Source organism: Aerococcus sanguinicola (assembly GCF_001543145.1).
GTDB classification, from domain to species: domain Bacteria; phylum Bacillota; class Bacilli; order Lactobacillales; family Aerococcaceae; genus Aerococcus; species Aerococcus sanguinicola.
This window is the reverse complement of the sequence record NZ_CP014160.1, coordinates 573,697-590,644: the sequence shown is the minus strand read 5'-3', so window position 1 is coordinate 590,644 and position 16,948 is coordinate 573,697. Positions and strand designations below refer to the sequence as shown.

At 44.1% G+C, this 16,948-nt stretch carries 20 protein-coding genes, 1 CRISPR repeat array and 1 riboswitch (1 of these 22 cut by a window edge); of the genes, 12 read left to right on the top strand and 8 right to left on the bottom strand.

The genetic code is table 11. From position 1 onward, the window contains the following. Positions 1 to 105: a CRISPR direct-repeat array (repeat unit 29 nt; unit sequence CTTCTTCCCGCACACGCGGGGGTGATCCC) (it extends 1,207 nt beyond the left edge of the window). 249 nt (positions 106 to 354) lie between these two features. The 3 genes from AWM72_RS09725 (at position 355) to thiT (ending at position 1,884) form a co-directional block, all read left to right on the top strand. Further along, complete coding sequence (locus tag AWM72_RS09725; RefSeq protein ID WP_476726639.1) at positions 355 to 519, top strand: hypothetical protein; 165 nt, start codon at positions 355 to 357, stop codon at positions 517 to 519. A gap of 95 nt (positions 520 to 614) precedes the next feature. Further along, entirely contained in the window at positions 615 to 1,082 is a 468-nt protein-coding gene (locus tag AWM72_RS02655; RefSeq protein WP_067972743.1) for a hypothetical protein, read from the top strand. A gap of 37 nt (positions 1,083 to 1,119) precedes the next feature. Next, positions 1,120 to 1,216: riboswitch (TPP riboswitch) on the top strand. A 107-nt stretch (positions 1,217 to 1,323) separates the two neighbouring features. Continuing rightward, positions 1,324 to 1,884, top strand: coding sequence for an energy-coupled thiamine transporter ThiT (gene thiT, locus AWM72_RS02650; RefSeq protein WP_067972740.1), 561 nt, complete (start codon positions 1,324 to 1,326; stop codon positions 1,882 to 1,884). 134 nt (positions 1,885 to 2,018) lie between these two features. Here thiT and AWM72_RS02645 read toward each other — a convergent pair whose 3' ends face one another. The 4 genes from AWM72_RS02645 to AWM72_RS02630 form a co-directional block, all read right to left on the bottom strand. Next, positions 2,019 to 2,579: a threonine/serine exporter family protein gene (locus AWM72_RS02645; RefSeq protein WP_067972737.1), complete on the bottom strand. Its 561-nt coding sequence runs from the start codon at positions 2,577 to 2,579 to the stop codon at positions 2,019 to 2,021. A gap of 12 nt (positions 2,580 to 2,591) precedes the next feature. Then, positions 2,592 to 3,356 (bottom strand): threonine/serine exporter family protein, encoded by a 765-nt coding sequence (locus AWM72_RS02640; RefSeq protein WP_067972734.1) that lies wholly within the window; start codon positions 3,354 to 3,356, stop codon positions 2,592 to 2,594. Positions 3,357 to 3,381: 25 nt separating this feature from the next. Next, on the bottom strand, positions 3,382 to 4,311 hold the full coding sequence (locus AWM72_RS02635) for an AEC family transporter (RefSeq protein WP_158444728.1): 930 nt from the start codon (positions 4,309 to 4,311) through the stop codon (positions 3,382 to 3,384). 241 nt (positions 4,312 to 4,552) lie between these two features. Further along, entirely contained in the window at positions 4,553 to 5,395 is an 843-nt protein-coding gene (locus tag AWM72_RS02630) for an aldo/keto reductase (RefSeq protein WP_067972728.1), read from the bottom strand. Between the two features lie 191 nt (positions 5,396 to 5,586). Here AWM72_RS02630 and AWM72_RS02625 point away from each other — a divergent pair, with 191 nt between their 5' ends. After that, positions 5,587 to 6,069: an S-ribosylhomocysteine lyase gene (locus AWM72_RS02625; protein WP_067972725.1), complete on the top strand. Its 483-nt coding sequence runs from the start codon at positions 5,587 to 5,589 to the stop codon at positions 6,067 to 6,069. 81 nt (positions 6,070 to 6,150) lie between these two features. Here AWM72_RS02625 and AWM72_RS02620 read toward each other — a convergent pair whose 3' ends face one another. Next, a complete protein-coding gene (locus AWM72_RS02620) occupies positions 6,151 to 6,891 on the bottom strand; it encodes an alpha/beta fold hydrolase (protein WP_067972722.1) in 741 nt (246 codons plus the stop codon). 290 nt (positions 6,892 to 7,181) lie between these two features. Next, the gene (locus tag AWM72_RS02615) at positions 7,182 to 7,739 is read right to left on the bottom strand and encodes a nitroreductase family protein (protein WP_067972719.1); all 558 of its coding nucleotides are present in this window, start codon (positions 7,737 to 7,739) and stop codon (positions 7,182 to 7,184) included. A gap of 180 nt (positions 7,740 to 7,919) precedes the next feature. Here AWM72_RS02615 and rlmD point away from each other — a divergent pair, with 180 nt between their 5' ends. The 3 genes from rlmD to AWM72_RS02600 all read left to right on the top strand — a co-directional run bounded on the left by rlmD (position 7,920) and on the right by AWM72_RS02600 (position 11,004). Then, entirely contained in the window at positions 7,920 to 9,305 is a 1,386-nt protein-coding gene (gene rlmD / locus AWM72_RS02610) for a 23S rRNA (uracil(1939)-C(5))-methyltransferase RlmD (RefSeq protein ID WP_067972717.1), read from the top strand. Between the two features lie 337 nt (positions 9,306 to 9,642). Continuing rightward, positions 9,643 to 9,942: a hypothetical protein gene (locus tag AWM72_RS02605; RefSeq protein ID WP_067972714.1), complete on the top strand. Its 300-nt coding sequence runs from the start codon at positions 9,643 to 9,645 to the stop codon at positions 9,940 to 9,942. A gap of 21 nt (positions 9,943 to 9,963) precedes the next feature. Continuing rightward, entirely contained in the window at positions 9,964 to 11,004 is a 1,041-nt protein-coding gene (locus tag AWM72_RS02600) for a virulence RhuM family protein (RefSeq protein WP_101603718.1), read from the top strand. A 510-nt stretch (positions 11,005 to 11,514) separates the two neighbouring features. Here the strand turns inward: AWM72_RS02600 and AWM72_RS02595 are convergent. Both AWM72_RS02595 and AWM72_RS02590 read right to left on the bottom strand, forming a co-directional pair. Continuing rightward, complete coding sequence (locus tag AWM72_RS02595) at positions 11,515 to 11,829, bottom strand: type II toxin-antitoxin system RelE/ParE family toxin (RefSeq protein WP_067972708.1); 315 nt, start codon at positions 11,827 to 11,829, stop codon at positions 11,515 to 11,517. Positions 11,830 to 11,832: 3 nt separating this feature from the next. Beyond that, positions 11,833 to 12,087: a prevent-host-death protein gene (locus AWM72_RS02590; protein ID WP_067972706.1), complete on the bottom strand. Its 255-nt coding sequence runs from the start codon at positions 12,085 to 12,087 to the stop codon at positions 11,833 to 11,835. A 206-nt stretch (positions 12,088 to 12,293) separates the two neighbouring features. On the opposite strand from AWM72_RS02590, the gene AWM72_RS02585 reads away from it, so the two are divergent. From AWM72_RS02585 to AWM72_RS02560, 5 genes are all read left to right on the top strand, one after another. Beyond that, a complete protein-coding gene (locus tag AWM72_RS02585; RefSeq protein ID WP_067972702.1) occupies positions 12,294 to 13,331 on the top strand; it encodes an acyl-CoA thioester hydrolase/BAAT C-terminal domain-containing protein in 1,038 nt (345 codons plus the stop codon). Positions 13,332 to 13,536: 205 nt separating this feature from the next. Beyond that, positions 13,537 to 13,842 (top strand): type II toxin-antitoxin system RelB/DinJ family antitoxin, encoded by a 306-nt coding sequence (locus AWM72_RS02580; RefSeq protein WP_067972700.1) that lies wholly within the window; start codon positions 13,537 to 13,539, stop codon positions 13,840 to 13,842. A gap of 539 nt (positions 13,843 to 14,381) precedes the next feature. Continuing rightward, a complete protein-coding gene (abc-f, locus tag AWM72_RS02570; RefSeq protein ID WP_067972697.1) occupies positions 14,382 to 15,923 on the top strand; it encodes a ribosomal protection-like ABC-F family protein in 1,542 nt (513 codons plus the stop codon). Positions 15,924 to 16,064: 141 nt separating this feature from the next. Next, complete coding sequence (locus AWM72_RS02565) at positions 16,065 to 16,307, top strand: AbrB/MazE/SpoVT family DNA-binding domain-containing protein (RefSeq protein ID WP_067972694.1); 243 nt, start codon at positions 16,065 to 16,067, stop codon at positions 16,305 to 16,307. Beyond that, entirely contained in the window at positions 16,301 to 16,654 is a 354-nt protein-coding gene (locus AWM72_RS02560) for a type II toxin-antitoxin system PemK/MazF family toxin (protein WP_101603720.1), read from the top strand. The genes AWM72_RS02565 and AWM72_RS02560 overlap by 7 nt, the downstream gene beginning before the upstream one ends. Positions 16,655 to 16,948: the final 294 nt, after the last annotated feature.

Sequence of the window (16,948 nt, the reverse complement as noted above, 5' to 3'; positions counted from 1 at the left end):
GTAATCTGAACAGAACTTCTTCCCGCACACGCGGGGGTGATCCCTGTTATGCGCGGTATACAAAGAAGGATACTACCTTCTTCCCGCACACGCGGGGGTGATCCTATGCTAGCCGCCTACCCAGCCTTATTTTATTTCTTCTTCCCGCACACGCAGAGGTTCCTTTACTCAGTTAGAAAATCAAGGACATAATTATTACTAACTCTTTTCCGCCTAGACGGATACTTTTACTTCAGCCCAGATGAAAGCAATATTCCTTTTTTGATAATATTTCCCGATATCCCGAGGGCTATCACTCAGGGGAAGGATATAGTCGACGCGCTTTATATGGCCAGTGATTGTCTGGGGATCCATTTGGCAGATGCTTTAGAGCGTGGGCAAGCTTTGCCTGAGCCAAGTTCGATGTCTTCCTTGTCTTTAGATGATTTCCTTCCAGATGATGATGATTTCCATTTTGAGCGCAACCAATCCTTTATTTCTATGGTTTTAGTCGATCTCGATGATTATACCAGCAATTAAATCAGCTTTTCTAATCAGAAGCGAAGAGCTTTTATTTTAAAGCGTCCAAACTTTTGATACAATAAGATTAAAATAAGTAAGTGAAGGATGATATTATGGCCGGAAAAGTACGTGCAGCTTTGACCCATGCTCAAAATACCCAACTCCAAGAGTTAGATGTGCCGTTCGCTAAGAATGATGTGAATGAAGTGATGACGACCCTGCAAAATTTTGTTGACCAGTATGAAGCTTATTTTGAAGAAGGTTCTTTGAATATTTTTGCTTTGGAGGCTTATCCTAATCGGCGGACCAAGACGGCCCAAACGGCTTTCGCCCTGGTCAATATGACAGGCAAGACCATTACCGAGCTCAAGGCCAAATTGCAACTTAAGGTTTCTGACTTCAATGTGAACTTTGAGCCGATTGAATGGGAAGTCGACAGCGATTTTTTAGGCAATTGGGCGAATGATATTGCCATTATGATTGTCGATGAAGTCCCTATGGAAGGCATGGCAACCAAGCCATCTTATACTTTGAATGATTTAGAGCTTGAAGTCAGTGATGTAACCGTAATGGAGTACTAGACTTGCATTTTTGATAAAAAAACGTTAAGATGAACGCCTAGAACACTAGGGGAACCAAAAGGTTGAGATACGTCAGTAGACCCTTAAAACTTGATCTAGTTAAGACTAGCGTAAGGAAGTGTATAAGCAAGGCAGCTTTTTAGATTGCCAGCTGTTTATCTTACCGAATACAAGTTTTAAGCCCGTTTGTGTGATGCAAACGGGTTTTGTTTCTTTCTTAGTAAAGAAAGGAAAATGTTAAATGGCACAACGTCAGCAATTATTAGGGATGATCGAGGCTGCTTTAATGGCTGTCTTGGCTTTTGTTTTTGCCCTGATCCCTTTAGATGTCGGGAATATCTTTGAGATTGAGCTCGGGATGATTCCTATTATGATCTTTTCTTTCCGTAGGGGGCCTAAGCTAGGGATTCTAGCGGGTTTCCTCTGGGGGATTCTCAAGCTCGTTTCAGGGGATATTGTGGTGCTTTCCTTCCTCCAAGTTTTTGTGGAATATGTTTTTGCCTTTGCGGTGACAGGCCTGGCTGGCTTCGGCGCCCGAACCATCCAACAGAAGCTTGCCCAAAAGGAGAGCCTTTATGGGACCATCGCCTGGAGTGTTGCTCTAGCGGTCTTTGTTAAGTACTTTATCCACTTCATTGCAGGGGTGGTATATTGGTCGAGCTATGCGCCAGATGGGATGAATATTTATTGGTATTCCTTCCTGGTCAATGGCTCGAGCGCTTTGGCGACACTTATTGTTGATGGGCTTATTGTTGCCCTGATCTGCCGGGCTGCTCCCCACCTGTTACGGGTTAAGGAATAAGGACAGGGCGGCTTCCTCGTTTCCCCTAGCCCTCAACTGGGAAGCGGGGGAAGGCTCTCCCTCTCTAGAGCCTTAACTGTCCATCAAAAAAATACGCTCGATTCGGCTTAACTTGGCCGAAACGAGCGTATTTTTTAATCTTTGGAAGTCCTGTTCTTGATTTTGAATTTGGGTGTCTTGGGAAGGGGCAGGCGTTTCTTGCTTTGTTCATGTTGGGCAGCTTTGGCGGCTTTTTTCTTGAGCTGGCGGCGGGCACGTTCTTGGCGCTGGCGGCGGATCTGTTGCTCGGCCAAGCTGATGAACATGAAGCCAAAGACGATGGCCCCCGACACTTTGAAGACGGTCATGAGGTGCTGGACGCTAGCTACATAGTCACCTTCAACGGCATAGCGGACGAAGAGATAGGCCGCATTTCCTGGTACTAGGGGCAGGATAGCTGGGGTGTTTAAGATAATGACCGGAATCCTCAGACGGCGAGAGAGCTGCATGTAGAGGATCCCGATCACAATGGCAGCCATGAAGTTAGCCACAATTATTTCGTTGAAGAGGTACATGAAGAATTTATAGGTCATCCAACCACTGGTACCTGTCAAACCACAATAGATTAAGGCGCGCTTGGGAACGTTTAGGATGGTTGAGAAGGCCACGGTTCCGAAGAAACTTAAGCAAGCTTGTTCAAGGATACTAAGCAACATACTTCCTCCTTCCTAGCCCAACCACTGCAGGGTAAGGGCAATCCCGATACCGAGGACAATGGCAATCAGAATGGCATTCACAGCCTCCACCATGCCCGAGACTAATTGCCGGGCGAAGAGGTCGCGGAGGGCACCTGTGATGGCTAGGCCGGGGAGGAGGGGCATGATACAGCCCGTGATCATGGAGTCCAGGTGGCTGACCCAGCCCAAGCGATTGAAGGAGAGGGCGAGAACACCGATAACAGTTGAAGCAAAGAAATCACTGAGGAAGATTACCTCAAACTTTTCCTTGCATAATTCGGAGACGGAGAAGCCGATGGTCGCAATGATGAAAGCAAGCAGGATATCCCGGTAATTATTATTGTCTAGAAGCAACATGAAGGCGGCACTCGCAAAGCCAGCTGCTATGACCTGGATGGGGAAGCTAAAGTTCTTGGGTTCCTTGTCGACCCGCTGGAGTTCGCTTTTGAGTCCGGCCAGGTCTAACTTCCCAGCTTCATAGGCCCGGGAGAGTTCATTGGTTTCATCGATCTTGGCTAAATTAGTGGACAGTTTGCGGACCTGGGTCATTTGGGTTTTGGATCGTTGGTTCAGGCTCATAAAGATAGCAGTGTTGGTGACATAGGCTTCGGTGTCGAAGCGATGAGTATTTTGGGCAATCCGCTGCATGGTGTCCTCAACCCGGTAAGACTCGGACCCTGATTCCATCATGATCCGCCCGGCCAAAAGACAGGTTGACAGTAAAAGGTGATTTTGTTCTTCTTCGGTCATTGACATCTAATGCCTCCTTTTAATCACTGGGTTAACCGGCTAAATTAAGTAGGGAAATAATCAGTGGGATAATCAATACGGAAAAGAGTGTGGAAACAAAGACATAGCGAGTGGCCAAGGTAACATCCCCGTCAAAGATTGTGGCATAAGCCGTCGCTGAGGAGGGACCAGGCATAGCTGCTGTGACCACCAGGACGCTGATGATAATCGGATGGCTGAGGAAAGAGCCAAATAAATAATAAATGATGATGGGCAAGAGGACCATCTTAATCAGCATTAAGAGATAGATCCGCCAATCGTTGAAGCAGTCTCTGAACTTAATCTCTGTCATGGACATGCCGATCACGATCATGGCCAAGGGAGTGGTCATATTCCCTACTAAACTGAGAAAAGTTTCCGCGGCTTGGGGGATCTTCCAATCAAGAATAAAGAAGGCGAGGGCGATGAGCGAAGCCAGAAAGCCGGGAGACAAGAAGATCTTGCGCAAGCTCAACTGCCCCTCTTCCTTCTGGCTGTAGCGACTCATGACCCAGACCCCGAAGGAATAGACCAGGATATTGGAGGGCACATTCATCAGCGAGGCATAGAACATGGCCCCGGCCCCGTAGAGGGCTTGAATCACCGGGATGCCCATAAAGCCATTGTTCTGGAAGGTCATCAAGAATTGTAGGGTGCCTTCAGATTCCTTGGCAACAGGGATGAATTTAGGGACAATAAAAGAAAAGGCCATGTAAAAGAAATAAATAATGAAAGCGATGGCCAAAAAAGTCAGGGCCTCGTCCTTGGTCCCCAATTCTCCCGCACTATTGATAGTGGATAGGATCAGGGCAGGCGAGGAGATATAGGTAATCATGGTTGAAAAATCATACTGGGCAGATTTGGTAAAGAGTTTGACTTTCTGGCCCCAATAGCCTAGAAAAAGGGTGGCCAGTAAGATGAGCATGGGTATAATAGCTGACAATAGAATCCCTCCATCATGTGTACTTGTCCTCATTATAACATGAATTGGGGGAAGGGCAGCTTGACCGGCTGGCTAGCCCTTGCTTACTCAAATAAAGGCATGAATAGAGCGCATCTGCTGACTAGTTCAGTCAAGATGCGCTTGATTCTTATCAAATGGCGTTTTGAAATAAAAGTCTAGCTTCTGTAGAGGCTCAACTATTCCAGTGTTTTAGAGCTTTTGATTTTTCTTCCGCTCGCTGCTAGAAATCTTTAGTGTCCGGATCAGGAGCCTCTGTTAGGTCCTTGATTTGGTCGATTTGTTGAATTTCTTCTGGGCTGAGTTCGATATCAAAGACCTGGTAGTTGGCCAGGATATGCTCGGGGGACTTGGAGCGTGGAAGGGGGAGGAAGTCGTGGGCTAAGGACCAGGCCAGGGCAATTTGAGCGACGGAAGACGCATGCTTGTCGGCAATGGCTTGGAGTTCTTGGTTGTCAAAAATTTCCCCGCTCCCTAAAGGACTATAGGCTTCCAAGAGAATATCATGGTTCCGGCAATAGGCGACCAGGTCGTCCTGGCTCAGTCCAGGGGCGAGTTTGATTTGGTTGACTAGGGGTTTGATTTCAGCGGTTTGGAACAAGACGTCTAGATGTTTTTCCAGGAAGTTTGAGACACCAATCGCCTTGGCCTTGCCTTCGCGGTAGAGGGTCTCCAGAGCCCGCCAGACTTCGCGGTTACGCGCTTCGAAACCTGGCTCTTGGCGGAAAGCTTTTGGATTGGGCCAGTGGATGAGTAAGAGGTCCACATAGTTCGTTTGTAATTTATTGAGCGATTCTTCAAAGGAGGCCAGGGTATCTTCATAGCCGCCCTTGTCGTTCCAAATCTTAGTGGTGAGGAAGATCTCTTCGCGGGGGACATCGCTCTCTTGAATAGCTTGACCAACGCCTGCTTCATTGCCGTAAGTTTGGGCGGTATCGATGTGACGGTAGCCTGCGTTGAGGGCATTCTTGACGGCTCGGATGACTGGCTCGCCATCTTCTAGCTGCCAGGTACCGAAGCCGATTTTAGGGATAGATCGACCGTTTGCTAATTGATAAGTTTCCATTAGGGGTCACTCCTCTTCTGTCAGTATAAGCCTATGATAACAAGAAGACCCAGCTAAGGGTAGTGAAAGCCCTTCAAAACTTCTTGGCTAAGCTTGATCGCTTTTAGTCGAGGGCCTAAGCATTGAGTCTCTTCTCCAAATGTGGGATAATGGCTAGTGACGATAATGTATTTCGACAAGGAGGAAAGAAAATGGCAAAAGTTGAAAGTTTTGAACTCGACCATGATGCAGTCAAGGCCCCTTATGTCCGCCTCGCTGGACGGGAAGAAGGGGCCAAGGGAGATGTCATCACTAAATTTGATATCCGCTTGACCCAACCTAACCACGAAGCCGTACCAACCGCGGCCCTACACACTATTGAACACATGTCGGCAGGTCTCATCCGCGACTATGTAGACGGGGTGATCGACCTCTCGCCAATGGGGTGCCGGACAGGCTTCTACCTACTCGTTTGGGGGGGAAAGACGCCTGAAGAGATTGCGGTGGCCTTCACCAAGGTCCTCAGAGACATCGTGGATTCCACATGGGATGATGTCCAAGGGGTCGAACGTAAAGGCTGTGGCAACTACAAGGACCATTCCTTGTTCGGAGCTCAAGAATGGGCCAAGCATATCCTTGACCAAGGTTTCTCTAAGGATCCCTTTGAACGTCAAGTGGTTGAAGTGACCGAATAAAAGTGAGACGCTTTGCATTTGATCGTTAAAAAAGTCTGAAAGCCAGTATCTTAGGGCTTTCAGACTTTTCTTATGTGTGGATTAAAGGGGGAAATGGTCGGTAAAGAAGTTGACCATGCTTTTGATGGTTTCGACGCGAACGAGATGGCCTTCATCTTCGGCTTGGAAGTGCAGCTTTAATTGGGGGTTGGCTTGGACGAAAGTTGCTGCTTCCTGGAAGGGAATCCGGTCGTCTTGCCGGCCGTGCCAGATGAAGAGAGGGCGGTTGCCCAGCTGGTTGGCTTGGATGGACAGATCATAATCCTCGAGCCAGCCGAGTAAGGTCTTGGCGTCTTTGGGGAAATAGCGCCCAGCTTCCCTGGCATGGCGGGCAATGCCTTGGGCGTAGTGGACAGGCATGGGGCTTCCCATCAAGCAGGCAGCGGCTTGGATCTCGGGGTGCTGGCAGAGGAGGGCGCAGGTCGTGATGCCGCCCATGGAAACGCCGGCTACTGCTAAGCGGTCGTCAGCCAGCCCCAGCTGTTGGAAGTGGTCCACAATGAAGCCAAATTCAAAGAGGTTAGCCTGGATACTCTGCCAGAAGGTCATGGAGGGGATCTTGGAGTACTTACGGTAGCGTTCCCCGTGGTTCTCGGCGTCAGGCAAGAGAGCCCGGTAACCCGCTTTGGCCAGGCGCCGGCCAGCTGTCAGGTTGAGCTCTTTACGCGATTGCCAGCCGTGGTAGTAGACCACTAGGGGCAGGCAGTCGTTTTTGCGGTCTTCTTGGACGAGTTCTAGGAGGGGCACCTGGCCCAGGAGCCGACGTCGGATGGTAATCTTCACTAATATCGGTCCTTTCTATCGATTAGATGATTGACATGATGGAAGTAACAAAAAATTCATAAAGAAATAGAAAATAATGATGAGAAGTCATAAAAAAGTAACAATTAGGCGTTACAATATAGCCATACCCAAAAGGTTAGTTGAACTAACCATATTCTTCATACCTCTCCTTCTTATAAAACGAGAAGAGATGGAAAAAGTGCCGCATTTGCAGGCACTTTTTTTATTGAGTTCTGTAATTAACCATAATTGAAGAGCATCCGTTTCGCTTGTGAATTTGGACGCTAATCTTATTGGTAAACGCTGAAGCCTTTTTTGTCGTAAAGGCTGTCTTTGTCTTCGGAAACGCTGTCTTGGCCCTTGCCGAAGACTAAGGCACCCTTGAAGGTCCAGTGGTCTGGGATGGCCCACTTGCTGGTGTCTTGTTGGCGTGGGTGGTGGAGGCTAGCGTCTAAGCCGAGATCAGTCAGAGCAAGCCAGCTCAATACGGCAGCAATGCCATGGTTTTCACCGGAATAGCGGTCAGCTAAGGATTCGTCGATGGCATACTTATCGGTCAGGCTGTAGACATGGTTGCGGTCTTCGAAGAAGAGTACGGTGCCCTTAGCCTGGCCCAATTTTTCGTAGCGGTCGGCATAGTCAGGATTCAGGCGGGTGACAGCTTCCCAATAGGATTGGCTTTCCCCATCGAGGAGGACAGCGACACGAGGCGTCTGTTCGCCAAAAGCCATAGGAGCTTCGTCCAGGGCTGTCTTCAGGGCTTGGCTGATTTCATCGTTTGATACGTCAACATCCGCACTGAGTTCACGGTGGGAACGACGCTTGTGAAGTAAGTCTTGGTAAGTCATCTTAAAACATCCTTTCTCATCTGCAATATGAATTACCTTCATTGTAGCAAGGGGAAGGCAAAGAAGCAAAATTTAGGCCTTCATATTTTTTGATAAAAAACGCCCAAGCTTGTGAGTTCTAGGCGAAATTATGCTATGATGGGGTGGATTATTCCAATACTAGGAAGAAAGGAATCGATTATGGCTAAAGTAAAGCGACAAGCACCTGTCAAAAAGAATGCCAACTATGATTTAACCATTGAAGACTTGACCTATGAAGGCCTAGGAGTGGCTAAGGTCGATGGCTACCCCGTCTTCGTCCATGATGCCTTGCCTGGCGAAAAATGCTCAGCTCGGATTGTCAAGGTCCTTAAGAAATTCGCCTTTGCGATTGTGAAAGATCGCTACCAGACCTCTCCCGACCGCGTGCCCCTGCGCGATAAGGATGGCTTGCGGACGGGGACCATGCCCCTCCAACACCTGGCCTACCCTGCCCAACTGGCCTTCAAGCGCCAACAGGTCATTAACTCCCTCCATAAATTTGGCCTCGACCAAGGCCTCGAGGTGAAAGAAACTCTTGGGATGGAAGAGCCCTGGGCCTATCGCAATAAGGCTCAAGTCCCCGTAGCAGGCGAGCCAGGCCAGCTCTATACCGGCTTCTACAAACGCCGGTCCCATGAGATTGTGCCGATTAAGGATTATCAGATCCAACTCAAGGGGATTGATGAGACCCTGCAGGCCGTCATTCAGATCCTTAACCGCTATCAGATTACTGCCTACGACGAAAAAGCCCACCGTGGCCTCCTCCGCTTCCTGGGTGTCCGCCAGGGCGAGCATACGGGTGAAATCATGGTTATCCTCATTGTCAATGGCCAGTCCTTGCCCCATGAAGAAGCGATTGTCGAAGATATCCGCCGGGAAGTTCCCCACTTGGTTAGCCTAGTCCTCAACAGCAATCAAGAGCGCACCAATGTTATTATGGGGAAGGAGAGTCGAGTCCTCTATGGTGAAGACCGCTACCACGACCAGATCTTGGGCTTAGACTTTGCCATTTCTAGCCAGAGTTTCTTCCAGGTCAACACTAGCCAGGCCGAGAAACTCTACCAAGCCGCTCTTGATGCCGCCGAACTCCAGGGGGACGAACAGGTCATGGATGCCTATTGCGGGATTGGCTCCATCTCCCTCTGCCTCGCCCAAAAGGCCCAGCATGTCTATGGGGTCGAAATTGTTGAAGACGCGATCACCATGGCCCGGGAAAACGCAGCCGCCAATGGCCTCAACAATACCAGCTTCCAAGCCGGAGACGCAGGTGACGTCATGCCAGCCTGGGTCAAGGCCGGCATCCCTTGCGATGTCCTGGTCGTTGACCCGCCACGCAAGGGCTTGAGTGAAAGCTTCATTGAGTCTTCCCTAAAACTTGAAGCAGACCGGATCGTCTACGTCTCCTGCAATCCCGCCAGCCTAGCCCGCGACTTGGACAAATACACCCAGGCAGGTTATCAGATCCAATCTGTCCAACCCGTCGATCTCTTCCCACAGACTACCCATGTTGAGTGCGTGGTATTGATTGAAAAAGAGGGGCTATAAACAGCATAATATCGAGGTTTTTGAGGGGTTGCGCCTTCTTGGGGACCTCGCTTTTTGGTTTTTAGAGGAGAAAATGAGTGGAATCTGATAAAATGAAGGTGAGCGTATTGGAAAACTGGTCGACTAGAAAACGCTGTTGTGACGCCATTTTTATTTCTACACATAAGGCCGGCTTTATCCTCTATGATAACTAGCCTACTTAAATAGCTAGCGTAAAGCCAAAGAATAGATATTTATCCTTAAGTAAGTACTTTGAATGTTCGAAATTCAAAGAGAGACAGAGAAACTTTGATGGATGTGAAATGACTTTCTATACTTATCTTGCGAGGAGAAATAAATGATGCTGATGAAAAACAATCCAATATCATTTAAAAAGCGCATGAAAGAATTGTTTTTTGATTATTTACTTGTTCTTTTGTATTTATCATTATTATTTGGAGTAACCCTGGTGATTTATCACCTTTCTTATAACGGAATTCCGAAAATGAATGAGCTACAGACGCAAGTCATTGCTTTATTGACATCAGTTATTCCGATCATTTTGATTTTTTCTTATTTGGATTATTCAAAAGATGGTAGTATTGGTCAACGGCGCATACTCAAGTACAGAATCAATAGAAATCGATTGAAAAGATAAAAGCTGAAATTTAAAGGAGCGATTGATTTGGATAAAAATAAAAATGGGGTAAGTATTCGGTCAAGTGCCGCAGAATATTTGACTTATGTTGCTTCTGTTGGTGACCAAGAGGACAGCATTGAGATGCGCTATGAAGATGAGAATATCTGGCTGACACAAAAGATGATGGCAACGTTGTATGACGTGGATGTTCGAACAATAAATTATCATGTCAAAAAGGTATTTAGCGATAGCGAATTACAAGAGAATTCAGTTATCCGAAAATTTCGGATAACTGCTGCTGATGGGAAAAACTACAATACTAATCATTATTCTCTGGAGATGATTATTGCAGTAGGTTTTAAAGTCAATTCTGAGCGTGCGGTACAGTTTCGTAAATGGGTAAATCAGATTGCAAAAGACTACACCATCAAGGGCTGGGTTATGGATGATGAGCGATTGAAACGAGGCACCTATCTGACGGATAAGTACTTTGATGAGCAGTTAGAGCGAATTCGTGAAATCCGTGCAAGCGAGAGGAAATTCTATCAGAAAATAACGGATATTTATGCCACAGCAATCGATTATGACAAGACTTCCCAAAGAACAAAAAGGTTTTACGCAACGGTTCAGAATAAAATGCATTTTGCAGTCCATGGTCATACGGCTGCTGAATTGATTGTAGAACGTGCTGACCACCAAAAAGAACATATGGGACTTACAACTTGGGGAGATGGTCCGAACGGTAAAATTAAGAAAAGTGATGTGGCGGTTGCTAAAAACTATTTAAGTGAAAATGAGTTGCACCAGCTAAATCGTATGGTTACTGCCTATTTGGATTTCGCTGAGAATATGACTTTAAGACATATTCCTCTTACGATGGAAGATTGGGAAAAACGATTGAACACTTTTATAGAAATGTTTGATTATGGTATTTTGCAGGATGCAGGTAAAGTTTCTGCTGAAATTGCTAAGCTTCATGCAGAGACGGAGTTTGAGAAATATCGTGTCATTCAAGACAGATTGTTTATGTCAGATTTTGATAAATATCTGCTGGAATTAGAAGAAGACACAAATAAATAATGGATATGCGAAGATATATTAACTCTCTAAATGTTACTTATCCCCAAAATGCCCCACTACGTTTTGAAATCAGGGAACGTAGTGGAATCTGGTACTTTGAATATAACGGAAAATCATTTTAATACAAGAGCCGAGCTAAATTTTTGTTATTTCCAACCATACTTTAGTCCTGACACACCAAAATCAATCCATAGCTTATACCCGACACATGTGGAATCGGTTGTCTTATTGACGAAGGGGTAGAAAATCTTCTCTTCATGAAAGCCTGCGATGAGCTCCAGAAATGGGGCTTTTTTCTTAGATGGAGAAGATGGTGGAGAAATCAAAGTCAACAAGTCCAGTACATATACTCAAAGCAAGAAAGCATCTAAAAAGCGAACATTTTTCAAAAACGTGTTCCAAAAGTCAGGCCTGACATCCACTTCACGAACTATGTCCAATCGTTTACCAACGATTTCCCATAGTTCGTTCCAGTGGTTCAGGCCTGATCGACTTTTATCACACTCTCCATTAGATTAAATATTCCCATTGTCTTGATGCGTGTAGAATGCGATGAATAAATACGGTATGTCGACTGTCATCAATGCTATAGAAGATGCGATAGTTTTTGTAGCCTGTGTAAGGATAGCCCTTGCTAGCTAGGTAATCATCTCTGACGAGTTGAAATTTTTCAGGCATAAAAGCTAATTGTTCCATAGCTTCTTCAATACCGTTAAGAAATTTATTAGCTGTGTGAGGAGAAGTTAAGTCAGTTTGAATATAGCGAACGATTTCTTTGAGGTCAGCCTGGGCCGAAGCAGTGACCTCAATCCAATAATCAGTCATGGTCTAACTCTTTTTTAAATCATTCATGACATCCTTGAGCGGCTTCGTGCGTCCTGTGGCGACATCCTGCTCACTAGCTTTTAATGAGGTATAAAGTTCATGCTTGCCAACGACTTGTTCGTAAGCCTGAATACTCATCACAGCCAAATCGCCACGACCATTTTTAGTGATAAAAAACGGAGAATTGCTTTCCTTACAAAAGTTAGAAATATCATTGTCGTTATTTCTTAAATCAGTGCTCAATTGAATTTTTGGCATTTCGGTCATCCTTAGTTAAGGGATGGCTAAGATAATATGTTCTTGCTGACGGCCAAGCTCTCAAGAATATTTTAAAATTTTTGAGAAAAGATGAACGGGATATAGTAAAATTGAGGGAACTTTATGTTGAAGCTGGTTGTGGGCTTTAGGCCGATAGGAGCAGACAGATAGGGAGAGGATCCCTTATAAGAAAAGAGGCGAAATTGATGAAGCGATTAAAGAAGATAGGTCTCGGAGTTTTGATGAGTGTGATTGTTTTGTTTGCATTCATTCTGATCGTGAGAAAGTTTAATGATTATAGCTATAAAAACACAAGTACACCGTCAACAGGCCAGTACTACCGTGATGTCACTAATATTGACCTCTATCCGACAGCTATTAAGGGGGTAGATGTGAATTATATTGATGAAGGTCGATTACAGGGCTTTCGGTTGACGCCTCAACAAAAAAAGCACAAGGGTGTGGTGATATGTTTCGGGGGATCTGAAGGAAGTCCGAATTTTGAAATGGCCCAAAGACTCTCTCAAGAAGGCTATGAGACATTCGCTCTCTTTATGTATGGGATGAACAATCAAGAGAAATCATTGGTAAGAATTCCCTTGGAGCAATTTGAAGATGTGCTGGCTTATCTCGATAAGACTGTCATTGATAAAGGACCAATTAGTGTTATTGGGGCATCTAAAGGAGCTGAATATGCGCTTAACTTAGCCAGTAAATATCCTGAAATCTCCAACTTAGTCTTAATCGCCCCAGCGAGCTATAATTTTTCTGGATTAGACTTTGAAAATTATGGCTCATCTTGGACATATGAGGATGAAGAACTGCCCTACATTGATATTAGAAAGACTTCCTTCCGTTCATTTTTAACAAAAGTGATCCTTCCGTCTATTGTAAAAGCGCCTATCAGTTATAAAGAGACCTATACAAGTGCAGTAGAACAGGATCCTCTAAATAAGCAAAAAATGATTCCCGTTAAAGACGTGAAAGCCAACATCTTGATGATTGCTGGAGAAGAAGACGCTATGTGGGATAGCGCAAAAATGGCTAGTGAAATTAAACAACGGTGCCCTGGCGCTGAGTTAATCAGCTATAAAGATGCAGGCCATGTGTTTGCCGGTAATGGAATATTGGATACAGGGGCGATGAGAATTAGGACTGGCGGATCTCTTGAAGGAAATCAGCAAGCACAAAAGGATTCAGACCAAGCGATTGATAAATTCCTAACAGAGCACCATAGAAAGTAGTTTAGCCCAATGATGCAGCAATAGTGGATTAGCTAAGCTTTATAGCATTAATTGAAAAGATGAGCTCCTGAAATGGGGCTTTTTCATTTGGGAGCTTCCGAATCTAACACTGCTCCAGTTGTTTGTTATAAATGATTAAACAGAAAGTGACTTGCATATGCCAATACATTGTTATGAAATAGTTTTAAAAGAGAGGAGCGATTTTATGGCAAAGACAGCAAATTTGTATGTTCGAATGGACCCAGAATTAAAGGAGCAGGCAGAGTATATCTTGAATTCACTTGGCCTACCACCATCAAGTGCTTTTACCATGTTTTATAAACAAGTCGTTTTGCAACAAGGCTTACCTTTTGATGTCAAGCTTTCTTATAGAGCACCATTTGATAGTCATTCATTGACTAAAGATGAATTGCATAAAGAGCTAGAAAAGGGCTATCAGTCAATCTTAGCGGGTGATGTCAGACCGGTAGAAGCGTCCTTTGCTTCTCTGCATAAGGAATTTGATCAATGAGCTATTTAGTCTCTATTTCTCGCGAAGCAGAAGAAGATTTGCGAGGGATTTACGCTCATATTGCCTTCGATCTTTTATCATCAGAAAGTACAAAAAGCCAAGTCACTAGAATCGATAAAGTGCCTTGATCAATTTCCAATGCGGTATCCTATCATAGATTTCGAGCCATAGAAAAGCAGGGGCTTGCATGTTGTGCCTTGCGATCATTTTCTTATTTATTATTTTGTGGAGGAAGATGCCCATAATGTCTTAATTTCGCGTATCTTATATGGGAGAAGAAATATCGAAAATGCCTTAGGCGAGAATGATTGAGGCCTATACCAAGATGAAAAAATTTGTTATAATATAGTTAACTTAAGAAATCCGAGGTAAAAGGACATGGTAATTTTAATCTAAGCATCTGAGCAAAAAACTTCCTAATCATAAAGGGAGTAGTATGCATTCAGACACTTGGTTAATCTAGTCATGTCTTTTTGTGTACGCATTTTTAGCTCACAGTGATTGATGATAGCAGTACCGAACTTAAAGGAGAGCTAAAGATGGAAATGATAAAATTATTACATGTTTCGAAAATAATTGCCGACCAGCGATTATTTCAAATTGATCAGTTAATAGCTAACCAAGGAGACAAGATTGGTCTTATAGGAAAGAATGGTGTGGGAAAATCAACCTTATTAAGCATCTTGGTTGGATTAGATGAGGACTTTACAGGACAAGTGTCTATTCATCCAAGTTATGCCTACCTTCCTCAGCTTAATAAAAGTACTAAGGAATCTGGGGGAGAGCAAGAGAAAAGAATGTTGGAGGAAGTTTTTAACAAAGGGACTGACCTCCTTATTCTCGATGAACCGACAGCCAATTTAGATAGTGAAAATATTGATTGGCTCATCCAAAAATTGAATAATTATCTAGGAACTCTTTTGCTGGTTTCCCATGATCGTCAACTATTAAACCAAGTAGTGGATCAGATCTGGGAACTTGACCAAGGCAAATTGACCAAATACGTAGGCAACTATGATGACTATCAGACAGCTAAAGAAAGAGCCATTAAAGGACAAGAAGTTGCTTATAAAAATTATCAGAAGAAAGTTCATCAATTAGAAAAAGAAATCCAGCAAAGAAATCTGCGGGCGCAAAATTTTAAAAAGAAGAAAAAGAATGTTTCCCGTTCAGATTATAAAGTCAGTGGCTATGCGGGAAAATATGATGGACAGGAAAAAGCCATCGCCAAATCTGCTAAAGCTTTGCAAAGAAGAATTGACCAGCTTGATCCTGTCAAAGGGCCTGAGAAAGAACGACACTATACCTTCAAAGCGGTTGGAAATTTGGCAGTTAAGCCGGGAAGAACTTTGCTCCACTTAGAAGCGGGCCAAGTCCATGTTGGTGAGCGTTTATTATTTGCATTTTCTGAATTTAAAATACAGACAGGGGACAAAGTAGCTATTCAGGGATGCAATCAAGCAGGGAAAACAAGTTTTATGCGTCAGCTATACCATCAGCAACTGTCAGGTTATTATATGGAAAATTTAAAGATCGGTTATTTTACCCAAAATTTTGATCAACTCCAGCTGAATAAAAGTATTCTTGAAAATGTAGGTCAAGATAGCTTACAAGCAGAGGATTTGATTCGTCTGGTCTTAGCTTCTTTGGGCTTCGATCAAAATAAATTGTTCAATCAGGTCAAGTGGCTATCAGGAGGTGAACGTGTCCGTTTGGCATTCGCTAAATTATTACTAGGCGACTACCACCTTTTATTGCTCGATGAACCGACGAATTATTTAGATATTGGTACCCTGGAAAAGGTTGAAGACTTTATCAGAAACCATCCTGCTGCTATTCTATTGGTTTCGCATGATCAGGAATTTGTCAACCATAGCGTGGCTAAGCAATACCTCATCAGAAATAAAAAATTGCTTAGCCCTGCCTATCAGGATAATATTTCGAATAAAGCGGAAAAAGAAATTAGTCGCTTAAATTTCCGACTAAATCGGATGATTGCTGATGCAGATGTAGATATAGAAGAGATTAGAAGTCTCCAGGATAAGATTAGAGCATTAAAAGCAGACCACCAGATGGATTAGGACAGCTTTTATTAACTGAATCTAGCTTAGCGTTTCTTAGGAGATATACAAGAGAAAACCATATTGAAATGCATGTCAAAAGGCCTAATGTATATACATTTAGATAGTCATTTGATAAAATAGGCTTGAGGAGGGGATAGTATGCAAACCAAACTTGCTCAATGGGGGAATTCAAAGGCGATCAGAATTCCATCAACTATAGTTAAACAACTCGATTTAAAGAATAACCAAGTGCTCTCACTCGAAATCAAAGATCAAAGCTTAGTGATTAAGCCTAAGGAAGCAGAGACGATTCAGGAATTATTTGCTGATTACAAGACATCTTTCACTTATGAAGAAGAGATGGATTGGGGGCCAGCAGTGGGAGAAGAGCTCGAATGGTGATGCGGCAGGGAGATATTTTTTATGTTAATTTTAATCCAAGTATCGGACACGAGCAGAGAAGTAGTCGCCCAGCTATTGTATTGAGTCATGATCTTATCTTCAAGACGAGTCGCATGGCAATCGTTGCGCCTATCTCAACAACTAAACGAAATTATCCAGCCTATTATGAGCTTCAAGAAACTGAACATATCAAGGGTAAAGTTCTTTTAGATCAATCAAAGGCTCTTGATCTTTATCACCGTCAAGTCAGTCAAGCAGATTTCATTGAACGAGCTAAGCCAAATGAATTTAAAGGTATTATTCATCGCTATAAATTGTTATTTGATCTGGTAGATGACTATCAATAGCTAGTTAAGAAAAATTTGTAGTACTTCCCAAAATCCAAGCTTTTTTGGGGCAGTCCACTACTTATAGCCTAAGCGATTAAAAGTAAAAATATGTCACTGAAACAAAAAATCAATCAAACTAGAGAAGGTGAAGAGATGTATTTAGATAGGGAACGCGTTTTTAGAAATATCCAGAAATTCCTTGACCAGCATGGTGGGGACTTCGATAGTATTGATGAAGCAATGGACTAGGCGATTGCCTTGCTTAATGCGGGCTTGTTGTCCTTTGATGAGGATGACACTAGTCGGGCGCAG